Annotated in this window: 7 protein-coding genes and 1 tRNA gene; 6 read left to right on the plus strand and 2 right to left on the minus strand. The window is 60.5% G+C overall.

Features of this window, described 5'->3' with window-relative positions; all coding sequences use genetic code 11:
- The first annotated feature begins 201 nt into the window (after positions 1–201).
- From IGS55_RS02025 to IGS55_RS02035, 3 genes are all read left to right on the plus strand, one after another.
- Positions 202–1,365: an efflux RND transporter periplasmic adaptor subunit gene (locus IGS55_RS02025; protein WP_230519340.1), complete on the plus strand. Its 1,164-nt coding sequence runs from the start codon at positions 202–204 to the stop codon at positions 1,363–1,365.
- On the plus strand, positions 1,362–4,460 hold the full coding sequence (locus tag IGS55_RS02030; RefSeq protein ID WP_230519339.1) for an efflux RND transporter permease subunit: 3,099 nt from the start codon (positions 1,362–1,364) through the stop codon (positions 4,458–4,460). Before IGS55_RS02025 ends, IGS55_RS02030 begins: the two co-directional genes overlap by 4 nt.
- Positions 4,461–4,644: 184 nt before the next feature.
- Positions 4,645–4,727: transfer RNA gene (locus IGS55_RS02035), tRNA-Leu, on the plus strand.
- Positions 4,728–4,786: 59 nt separating this feature from the next.
- Here IGS55_RS02035 and IGS55_RS02040 read toward each other — a convergent pair.
- Positions 4,787–6,334 (minus strand): hypothetical protein, encoded by a 1,548-nt coding sequence (locus IGS55_RS02040; RefSeq protein WP_230519338.1) that lies wholly within the window; start codon positions 6,332–6,334, stop codon positions 4,787–4,789.
- Between the two features lie 14 nt (positions 6,335–6,348).
- The gene (locus IGS55_RS02045) at positions 6,349–6,531 is read right to left on the minus strand and encodes a hypothetical protein (RefSeq protein ID WP_230519337.1); all 183 of its coding nucleotides are present in this window, start codon (positions 6,529–6,531) and stop codon (positions 6,349–6,351) included.
- Between the two features lie 601 nt (positions 6,532–7,132).
- On the opposite strand from IGS55_RS02045, the gene tig reads away from it, so the two are divergent.
- From tig to clpX, 3 genes are all read left to right on the plus strand, one after another.
- Positions 7,133–8,473 (plus strand): trigger factor, encoded by a 1,341-nt coding sequence (tig, locus tag IGS55_RS02050; protein ID WP_139092814.1) that lies wholly within the window; start codon positions 7,133–7,135, stop codon positions 8,471–8,473.
- 84 nt (positions 8,474–8,557) lie between these two features.
- Positions 8,558–9,175: an ATP-dependent Clp endopeptidase proteolytic subunit ClpP gene (gene clpP / locus IGS55_RS02055; protein WP_374106865.1), complete on the plus strand. Its 618-nt coding sequence runs from the start codon at positions 8,558–8,560 to the stop codon at positions 9,173–9,175.
- 200 nt (positions 9,176–9,375) lie between these two features.
- Positions 9,376–10,644 carry an ATP-dependent Clp protease ATP-binding subunit ClpX gene (gene clpX, locus IGS55_RS02060; RefSeq protein WP_034787303.1) on the plus strand — a complete coding sequence of 423 codons (1,269 nt, stop codon included), beginning with the start codon at positions 9,376–9,378 and terminating at the stop codon, positions 10,642–10,644.
- The last annotated feature ends 40 nt before the right edge of the window (positions 10,645–10,684 follow it).

The following is a 10,684-nucleotide window of genomic DNA, read 5'->3' on the forward strand; positions in this document are numbered from 1 at the left end:
AAAGTCACTAAAAACTTTTACGCACGATTATAATTAATAACCAGAAAGTCAGTAGGCGAAGAATATTCCCCGTCACGACCAAGCTGATATTGTCACAAATTTAAGGATATCGCGTGCGAAAAAGTTTGGCTTGGCCCAAAGGACGAGCAAAAAGTTTCTCCGCATAAAAATATTGCAGCCCGCATAGTAAAGGAAAATACCTTGTTTGCCCTGAAAACCCTGCGCCGCGAGACCGGCGCATTCGCACTTCCTGCCCTGCGGCTGACCGCCGCCGCGGCCCTCGCGCTGACTCTGGCGGCCTGTTCCAAGCCTGCCGTCAAAGTGGAAGACGTGCGCCCCGTGCGCGCCATCGTGTTGTCTAGCAGTAATGTTGACGTGAGTGCCGAGCTGTCGGGCGAGGTCGTGCCCCGCGTCGTGTCGCAGCTGGGTTTCCGCGTGGGCGGCAAGATCGTCGCGCGCAAGGTCGACGTGGGCGCCACCGTCAAGAAGGGGCAAGTGCTGATGCAGCTCGATCCCGTCGACTTGCAGCTGTCGCAGGCGCAGGCCAAGGCTTCGCTGGTCAGCGCGGAAACGAGCCGCGACCTGGCGCGCGCGGAATTGAAACGCTACCAGGATTTGCGCGAGAAAAATTTCGTCAGCCAGGCCGTGCTCGATGGCAAGGATGCCACCTACAAGGCGGCGCAGGCGAACGTGGAAGCTGCCCAGGCCCTGTACCGTGGCCAGGCCAACCAGTCCGGCTATGCCAGCCTGCTGGCCGACGTCGATGGCGTCGTCACGCGCATTGAGGCTGAAGTGGGGCAGGTGGTGGCGCCCGGCGCGCCCGTCGTGCAAGTGGCCAGGAGCGGCGAGAAGGAAGTCGTGATCGGCATTCCGGAAGACAAGGTCGAAACTTTGCGCGGCGTCAAGGATGTGGTCGTGCGCCTGTGGGCCGATCCGAAGCAGGCGCTGCCGGGCAAGATCCGCGAAGTGTCGCCCGTGGCCGATGCCGCCACGCGCACCTATACCGCCAAGGTCAGCATCCCGGACGCGCCGCAAGTGCGCCTGGGCATGACGGCCGTGGTGCAGTTCGCCTCGCAGACGGCCACGCCGCAGATCAAGGTGCCGTTGACGGCCCTGTTCAATGAAAAGTCGCAAAGTTCCGTGTGGGTGGTGGAAAACGGCGCGGTGAAGCTTGTGCCCGTGACGGTGGGTGGCGTGGCCGGCAATGAGTTGCTGCTGGCGTCGGGCGTGAAAGCGGGCCAGACGGTGGTCACGGCCGGCGTCAATCTGCTCAAGCCGGGCCAGAAAGTGACCATCCTCGGCGCCGACGTGGCCAGCAAGCCGGCTGCCGCCGCTGCCGCCGTCACCGTGGGTGCGGCCAAATGAAGGGGGGCTTCAATCTGTCGCGCTGGGCGCTCGAACACATCCCGCTGACGCGCTACCTGATGGCCGTGCTGCTGATCGGCGGCATGCTCAGCTATGCCAGCCTGGGCCAGGATGAAGATCCGCCGTTCACCTTCCGCGCCATGGTCTTGCAAGCGTACTGGCCCGGCGCCACGGCCTTGCAGATGGCCGAGCAGGTGACGGACAAGCTGGAAAAGAAACTGCAGGAAACGCCGTACATCGACGAGATCACCAGTTATTCGAAGCCGGGCGAAACCTTGATCCTGCTGGAATTGCGCGAATCGGCGCCGCCCAAGGAAACGGCGGCCGCCTGGTACCAGGTGCGCAAGAAGATCGGCGACATCCAGGGCACCTTGCCGTCCGGCGTCGTGGGCCCGTTCTTCAATGACGAGTTCGGCGACACGTACGGCTCCATCTTCGCCCTGTCCGGCGACGGTTTTACCTACGCGGAAATGAAGGATTACGCGGACAAGGTGCGCCAGGAGCTGCTGGCCGTGGGGCAGGTATCGAAAGTGGAACTGTTCGGCGTGCAGGATGAAAAGATCAATATCATCTTCTCGCACAAGAAATTTGCCCAGCTGGGCATCCCTTTCGACGCCATCGTGGAGCAACTGTCCGCGCAAAACAGCATCAACGCCACGGGCGTGCTGGTGACGCCGACCGATAATCTGCAAGTGCGCGTGACGGGCGCCATGGTGACTGTCAAGGACCTGGAAAACCTGGAACTGCGCGCCAACGGCACCACCTTCCGCCTCGGTGACTTTGCCACGGTGAAACGCGAATTTGTCGATCCGCCGAAGGACAAGATGCGTTTCAACGGCAAGGAAGTGATCGGCCTGGGCGTGTCGATGGAAAAGGGCGGCAACATCATCGACATGGGCAAGGCCTTGCAGGCCACCGTCACGCGCATGAAGAGCGAATTGCCTGTCGGCATAGAATTGCAGCGCGTGTCGAACCAGCCGGAAGCCGTGTCCGCTTCCGTTGGCGAGTTCGTGCATACCCTGATCGAAGCCATTCTGATCGTGCTGGCCGTCAGCTTCGTTGCGCTGGGCTTGCACACGAAGCCGCTGCGCATCGACGTGCGGCCGGGCCTGGTGGTGGCGCTGACCATCCCGCTCGTGCTGGCCGTCACGTTCCTGTTCATGCGCCTGCTCGACATCGACTTGCACAAGATTTCGCTGGGCGCCCTGATCATCGCGCTGGGCTTGCTGGTCGACGACGCCATCATTGCCGTCGAGATGATGGTGCGCAAGATGGAAGAGGGTATGTCGCGTTTCGACGCTGCCACGTTCGCCTACACGTCGACGGCCATGCCCATGCTGACGGGCACGCTGATCACGGTGGCGGGCTTCCTGCCCATCGGCCTGGCCAAGTCGGCCGCTGGCGAATACACGTTTTCCTTGTTCTCCGTCAATGCGCTGGCCCTGATCATTTCATGGGTGGTGGCCGTGGTGTTTACGCCGTACATCGGCTACATCTTGCTGAAAGTCAAACCGCACGCGCATAACGACCATGAATTGTTCGATACGCCAAACTTCCGCCGCTTCCGCCGTGCCGTCACCTGGTGCGTGGAATGGCGCAAGACGACGATTGCCGCCACCCTGGCCATCTTTGCGCTCGGTATTTACGGTTTCAACTTTATCGAAAAGCAGTTCTTCCCCGATTCCAGCCGTCCGGAACTGATGGTGGAACTGTGGTCGCCCGAGGGCACGACGTTTGCCGCGAATGAAAAGCAGGTGAAGAAGTTCGAAGCGTTTGTGGGCAAGCTCGACGGCGTGGAAAGCGTGACCAGCTATGTGGGCACGGGCAGTCCCCGTTTCTATTTGCCGCTGGACCAGATTTTCCCGCAGACCAATGTGTCGCAAGTGGTGGTCTTGCCGAAGAGCCTGGCGGACCGCGAACGCTTGCGCCAGCAAATCGTCGACGTCTTCAAGAAGGATTTCCCGGAAGTGCGGGGCCGGGTCAAGCTGTTGCCGAATGGGCCGCCGGTGCCGTATCCCGTGCAATTTCGCGTCCTGGGGCCGGAAGTGGCGGGTGTGCGGGCCATCGCCGACCAGGTCAAGGACATCATGCGCGCCAATCCGAACACCTTGGGCGTGAACGACAACTGGAATGAGTCGGTGAAAGTGCTGCGCCTGGACCTGGACCAGGACAAGATGCGCGCGCTGGGCGTCACCTCGAAAACGGTGATGCAGGCGGCCAATACGATTCTGTCGGGCACGGTCATCGGCCAGTTCCGCGAGGACAACAAGCTGATCGACATCCAGGTGCGCCAGCCTCTGGAAGAGCGGGCGACGATTTCCGTGTTGAATGACACGAATATCCCGACGGCAACGGGCAAGTCCGTGCCCATTTCGCAGCTGGCCCGCGCGCATTTCGTGTGGGAACCGGGTGTCGTCTGGCGCGACAAGCGCGCATGGGCCATTACCGTGCAGTCGGACGTGATCGATGGCATCCAGGGCGCGACCGTGTCGACGCAGCTGGCGCCGCAGCTGGACGCCTTGCGCGCCAAGTTGCCGTCCGGCTACCGCATCGTGGTGAAAGGCGTCGCGGCCGACAGCGGTGAGGCGGAGGCGTCGATCTCGGCGAACCTGCCGCTGGCCATCTTCATCATCTTCACCTTGCTGATGCTGCAGCTGCACAGTTTCTCGCGTGCCTTGCTGGTCTTCCTGACGGGGCCGCTGGGTGTGGCGGGCGCCGCCTTTGCCTTGCTGGCGCTGGGCCGGCCACTTGGTTTCGTGGCCAACCTGGGCATCATCGCGCTGTTCGGCATGATCATCCGCAACTCGGTGATTCTCGTTGACCAGATCGAGCAAGACATCAAGGATGGCTCCGCCCCGTGGGACGCCATCATCGACTCGGCCGTGCGCCGCTGCCGCCCCATCGTGCTGACGGCCGCCGCCGCGGCGCTGGCCATGATCCCCCTCTCGCGCTCCGTGTTCTGGGGGCCGATGGCGGTGGCCATCATGGGCGGCCTGATCCTGGCGACGGCGTTGACTTTACTGTTCCTGCCGGCCCTGTATGCGGCCTGGTTCCGGGTCAAGAGGCCGGAGCCGGTGAGCGCAAAAGAGGGCTAAGAGTCAGCGCCACGGTGCTGGCATAAAAAAGGCGGCATTCCTCTGGGAAATCCAGTAGAATGCCGCCTTTGCTTTGCCGAGCGTTTGCTCCGGGCTTGCTCTATAAGTCCACGGTAGCCAGATCGCTCCCGAGTTGTTAAAATCAGGAGCAGGCTGCAACAAGTAGCACAAAGTAGTACCAAATGCGGATGTGGTGGAATTGGTAGACACGCTGGTCTTAGAAGCCAGTGCTTCGGCTTGGGAGTTCGAGTCTCCCCATCCGCACCAATCCGGGTTGTTCCAGCCCGGACGTGCAGCGCCATCAAGATTTTCTCCAAAGCAGTCAATTAAGCGAGTGCGCCCAGCGCGCCCAATTGCCGGCTCGACTGTTGCACCATCTGCGCAATCAATGCCTGTGCCTGCGGGTAACCGCTTCTTTCCATTAATTTGTCATCTTCAGTCAGCGGCCAGAGTGCCCGCAAGACGCGTTGCCGTGCCTGTGGCCAGTTGTGCTCGTGCGCCTGTGTTGATGGCGGCAGTTCCTTGTCCAGCAGCTGCAGCGCCTCGCGCGTCATCGTCAGCTCTTGCTGCGCCTGCGCTGCCAGCGTGTCGCTGCGCGGTGGTGGCTGCTGCGCCAGATAAGTGTCGAGCTTGCGGCTCTGGCGCTCGTACAGGTCGAGCAGCAAATGCATGGTGGCGCCGCTTGGCCGCCGTTGCGCGTCGAGCGCGTCGAGCACATCGAGCAGCCAGTGCGTCATCTGCCGCCCGGCCAGTCCCAGTTCCGGCCAGGTCGTGCTTTGCAACTGTTCGCCCAGGTAGCGGGCGCGGTCGATGGCGCGCCGGCTGCCGCTCATGTGCTGGCCGATGGGGCCGTACTGGGGTGACAGCGCCGCCTCCTGTTGCTCGGCCAGCAGGCACAGCAAGGCCAGGTGGACATACACATGAAAGGCGGCCAGGGTGCGGTGGGCATCCCAATAGTGATTGCCCTCATCATCGGGCGCATTCCACAGCGAGCAGACCTTGGCGCCATCCTCGCGCGCATAGTCGGGCGCCAGCAGGCTGTGGCCGTGGCGGAAGTCGTACAGTTTCTGGTGCAGCGACTCGTGCAGCAAGTGCTCGGCCAGCCACCAGGGGTTGGCTATCAATTCCTGGTTCAGGAACACGCTGCCATTGACGCGGAATTGCGAGCTGGACGCCTTGCCGCGCCACGTGCCCAGCTTGGGAAACAGGGCGACCAATTGCACGTGAGAAAGCGCGCTGGCCGTCAAGCGGGGCAGCAAGGCTTCCAGCAAGCGCAGCCCGCGGCGCAGCAGGGCCCGTTCCTGCGGCGTGGGCGTGGCCAGCGGTGCGCCGTAGTTATCGTCCATCACGGCAAGAAAGGCGCGCGCATACGGCGTGTCTTCCTGCCATGCATGCCAGATGTAGGTGTCCGTTTCTGCGGCATCATCGCCGATGGATGGCCGCTCCTGTCGCTCCTGCTCTTCGTGCAGCCGCGCCATGGGCGGCAAATGGGCCACCAGCGGCCCGCCGGGCAAGCCCGCGCGCAGATGCGCGCGGGCCGCCTCGAACAGGGCCGCGCATTGCGGCAGGGGCAAGCCGTAGTCGTCGCCCAGGTGCAGTTGGCGCATGGCGTGCTGGACGGCGCAGCGCAGCACCGTGTCGCCCAGCAGCTGGCGCTGGCGCGCGGGCGGCGCCGCATCGAGCTCGCTGGCCAGCCGTTCAGCCTCGGGCAGGGCGCCACCGAGCTTGTGCAGCCGCCGCCGGTAGGCGACGGCCAGCTGGTCGCGGATGTAGCCGCTGTCGCCAAAGGCGCGGTGGCTGGCCAGCGCCGTTTCCACGGCGCCGAGCACGTCGGCGTCCGGGGGAGCGGCGCGCAAGCTCTGCACGGGCTGCATGGGTGGGCGCCGGGTCAGACGACGGTGGGGTGGTCGTGGTCGTGGTGGCCGTCGCCCTTCATGCGCAACTCCATTTCATCGACTTCCGTCTGGATTTTTTGCAGATCGTCATCGGATACGCCGTCGAGCAGGCGGCTGAGGACCATTTGCAGCTTGGCTTTGGCGTTGCTGGAACTGCCGGGTGTGCTATCGCTCATGATGTTTTCTCCATTTAAATTCACTTGGAGGAGGGCGAGGCGACTTAGGTTTGCCTGAAAAATGGCCAAATTGAGGTAAATCAAAGGTTTTTTGCCCGAAATCTTCGCCAAGAGCGCATTTCTTTGTTTCGGACGGGGCGCCAGTTCGCATATACTAATGAACGAAGCAGGCTGGAAAGCCTGTCTCTGGCGAAATAAAGAATGCCGGGGCAAGAGTAAAGACAGGGCACCCCCAGGCTGTGGCGACTCGTTCGCCGCCGCTGGTATCCTCTGTGGCCGGGCTGCAAAGCCAGCCACTTTCCCGAAGTCCTTTGTTATAATGCCACGCTTTACCGAATGATGGCCGGCCCTGCATTGACTTAGAAGCATGGCTGGACGCTCGGAGCCCTGTCGCAGTACTGGAAGCGGCGGATTGTTTGGTGCCTGGTGCGGGTTTTCCCTCCGCCGGGTAGACCAGGTCCATCGTCCTGTTTTCAGTACTTTTACAGATGAATATGCGAGCGAGTGAAGCTGGACCCAGGTCTTGCCGCCAGTGATGGCGCAAGGGGTCGGGTCTTCTTTTCTCGCACCAACAGTGTTTATTTTTTGGACGATTTTTTACATGGCAACTGCAGTCGAAACCTTGGGCAAACTCGAACGTCGTATCACGATCTCCTTCCCGCTGACGGACGTCCGCACGGAAGTTGAGAAGCGCCTGAAAGTGCAAGCCCGTACGGCTAAGGCACCGGGCTTCCGTCCGGGCAAAGTGCCGTTGAAAATGGTCGCAGCACAATACGGCTACCAAATTGAATCGGAAGTGCTGAATGACAAAGTCGGCCGCGCGTTCAACGACGCCGCCAACGAAAACAATCTGCGCGTGGCCGGTTTTCCGAACATCGTGCCGAAAGAAGAAGCAGCCGAAGGCCAGCTGGCTTTCGACGCAACGTTCGAAGTGTATCCGGAAGTCGCCATCGGCGACCTGACGGCCGTTGAAATCGAAACCGTGCAAGCCGACGTGTCGGAAGCCGAAATCGACAAGACCATCGACATCCTGCGCAAGCAGCGCGTGCACTTCCACACCAAGGGCGAAGCTGGCGAACACGGCGACGGCGGCGAGGCTATCGCTGCCAACGGCGACCGCGTGACCGTCGACTTCGTCGGCTCGATCGACGGCGTTGAATTCCCAGGCGGCAAAGCTGAAGGCTACGCATTCGTGCTGGGCGAAGGCCGCATGCTGCCGGAATTCGAAGCAGCCACCCTGGGCCTGAAAGTTGGCGAAGCCAAGACTTTCCCATTGTCGTTCCCAGAGGACTACCATGGTAAAGACGTTGCCGGCAAAACCGCATCGTTCACCATCACCTTGCAAAAGCTGGAATGGGCGCACCTGCCGGAAGTCGATGCGGAATTCGCCAAGTCCCTGGGCGTTGCCGATGGCGACCTGGCCAAAATGCGCGAAGACATCAAAGTCAACCTGCAGCGCGAAGTCGCTGGCCGCGTGAAAGCACGCAACAAGGAAGCCGTCATGGACGCGCTGATCAAAGTTGCTGAGCTGGAAGTGCCAAAAACGCTGATCGCTCAAGATTCCGAGCGCCTGGCCGAAATGACCCGCCAGGACATGGCGCAGCGCGGCATGAACGTCAAGGACGTGCCTTTCCCAGCTGAACTGTTCGCAGAAAAAGCCGAGCGTCGCGTACGCCTGGGCCTGATCCTGTCGCAACTGGTGGGCGACAACAACCTGCAGGCAACGCCTGAGCAAGTCAAGGCGCAAATCGAAGATTTCGCCCAAAGCTACGAAGATCCACGCGAAGTGCTGAAGTACTACTACAGCGACCGTCGTCGTCTGGGTGAGATCGAAGCCCTTGTATTGGAAGAAAACGTCGTCACTTACGTGTTGGGCCTGTCGAAAGTCACGACGAAAGCAGTTGCTTTCGACGAACTGATGGGAAGCAACGCACAAGCGTAAACCAGTTGGTATTGGGATGCCGTCATTGCTGAAAAGTACTGATGGCTTCCCCTAACTGCTTCACAAGGAAATGAAATGACAGGTATGAACCGTAATCCGGCGCTGGACACAGAGATGCTCGGCCTGGTGCCGATGGTGGTGGAACAAAGCGGTCGCGGCGAGCGCTCGTATGATATTTACTCGCGCCTGCTGAAGGAACGCTTGATTTTCATGGTCGGCCCGGTCAATGACCAGATGGCCAACCTGGTTGTCGCCCAGCTGCTGTTCCTGGAAAGCGAAAATCCGGAAAAGGAAATCTCGCTCTACATCAACTCGCCAGGTGGTTCGGTCTCGGCCGGCATGGCCATCTACGACACCATGCAGTTCATCAAGCCGGACGTCTCGACCCTGTGCACGGGCATGGCTGCTTCGATGGGCGCCTTCCTGCTGGCCGCTGGCGCCAAGGGCAAGCGTTTCTCGCTGCCGAACTCGCGCATCATGATTCACCAGCCGTCCGGTGGTTCGCAAGGCATGGCGTCCGACATCGAGATCCAGGCGAAGGAAATCCTTTACCTGCGCACCCGCTTGAACGGCATCATGGCCGAGCGCACGGGCCAGTCGATCGAACAGATCGCCAAGGACACCGACCGCGACCGTTTCATGTCCGCCGACGAGGCCGTTGAGTATGGTTTGATCGACAAAGTGTTGACCAGCCGCGCTTGATGAGCCCCTACCGGTATTGCTAAGCATGTAAGTAAACGCCCGGGCGATCAAACGTTCGGGCGTTTCGCTTTTATTTCGGGTAGCATGGAGCTTGTGCACGTTGTTGACTTGCGCCATGGGTAATAGCCTTTGCGGGCAACTACCGCACTCCGGCTTGCGATTTTGCAATATTGTTAATGCAGTTCCAACCAAAATGCCTTATGTCAGACAAAAAATCCTCTAGCGGCGAAAAATTACTGTATTGCTCGTTCTGCGGCAAAAGCCAGCACGAGGTGAAGAAACTCATCGCCGGCCCGTCCGTATTCATTTGCGACGAGTGCATCGACTTGTGCAACGACATCATCCGTGATGAAACGTCGAGCATCGAGACGGTGACCGGTACCAAATCCGACCTGCCGACGCCGCAAGAAATCGCCGCCTTGCTCGATCAGTACGTGATCGGCCAGCAGACTGCCAAGCGCATCCTGTCGGTGGCGGTGTACAACCATTACAAGCGCCTCAAGCACCTGGGCAAGAAAGACGACATCGAACTGGCCAAGAGCAACATCTTGCTGGTCGGTCCTACCGGCTCGGGCAAGACCCTTCTGGCACAGACCCTGGCGCGCATGCTCAACGTGCCGTTCGTGATCGCCGACGCCACCACCCTGACCGAAGCCGGTTACGTGGGTGAGGACGTGGAAAACATCATCCAGAAGCTGCTGCAAAGCTGCAACTATGACGTCGAGAAAGCCCAGCGCGGCATCGTCTACATCGATGAGATCGACAAGATTTCGCGCAAGTCCGACAATCCGTCCATCACGCGCGACGTGTCGGGCGAGGGCGTGCAGCAAGCCTTGTTGAAATTGATCGAAGGCACGATGGCTTCCGTGCCGCCACAAGGCGGGCGCAAGCACCCGAACCAGGACTTCGTGCAGATCGACACGACCAACATCATGTTCATCTGCGGCGGCGCCTTTGACGGCCTGTCGAAAGTGATCGCCAACCGTTCCGAAAAGAGCGGTATCGGCTTCTCGGCCACGGTGCGCAGCAAGTCGCAAAGCACGGCCAGCGAACTGATGCTGCAAGCGGAACCGGAAGATCTGGTCAAGTTCGGCCTGATCCCGGAACTGGTCGGCCGTCTGCCCGTCATCGCCACCCTGGCGGAATTGACGGAAGAGGCGCTGATCCAGATCCTCGTCGAGCCGAAGAATGCGCTGATCAAGCAATATTCGAAGCTGCTCGAGATGGAAGGCGCGGAACTGGAGATTCGTCCGGCCGCCCTGCATGCGATCGCCAAGAAGGCGCTGGCGCGCAAGACCGGCGCCCGTGGTCTGCGGTCCATTCTGGAACATGCTTTGCTGGACGTGATGTACGAACTGCCGAGCGAACAAAATGTGGTGAAGGTCGTCATCGACGAAAATACCATCACCAGCGGCGCCAAACCTTTATTGATTTATCAAGAGACTGCCAAGGCTTCCGGAGAAAATTGAATACTGCTGAGACAAATGCATAAAAAGGGTTTTGATTCCT

The sequence above is a fragment of the Janthinobacterium sp. EB271-G4-3-2 genome (assembly GCF_020858035.1).
Classification (GTDB): Bacteria; Pseudomonadota; Gammaproteobacteria; order Burkholderiales; family Burkholderiaceae_D; genus Janthinobacterium; species Janthinobacterium aestuarii.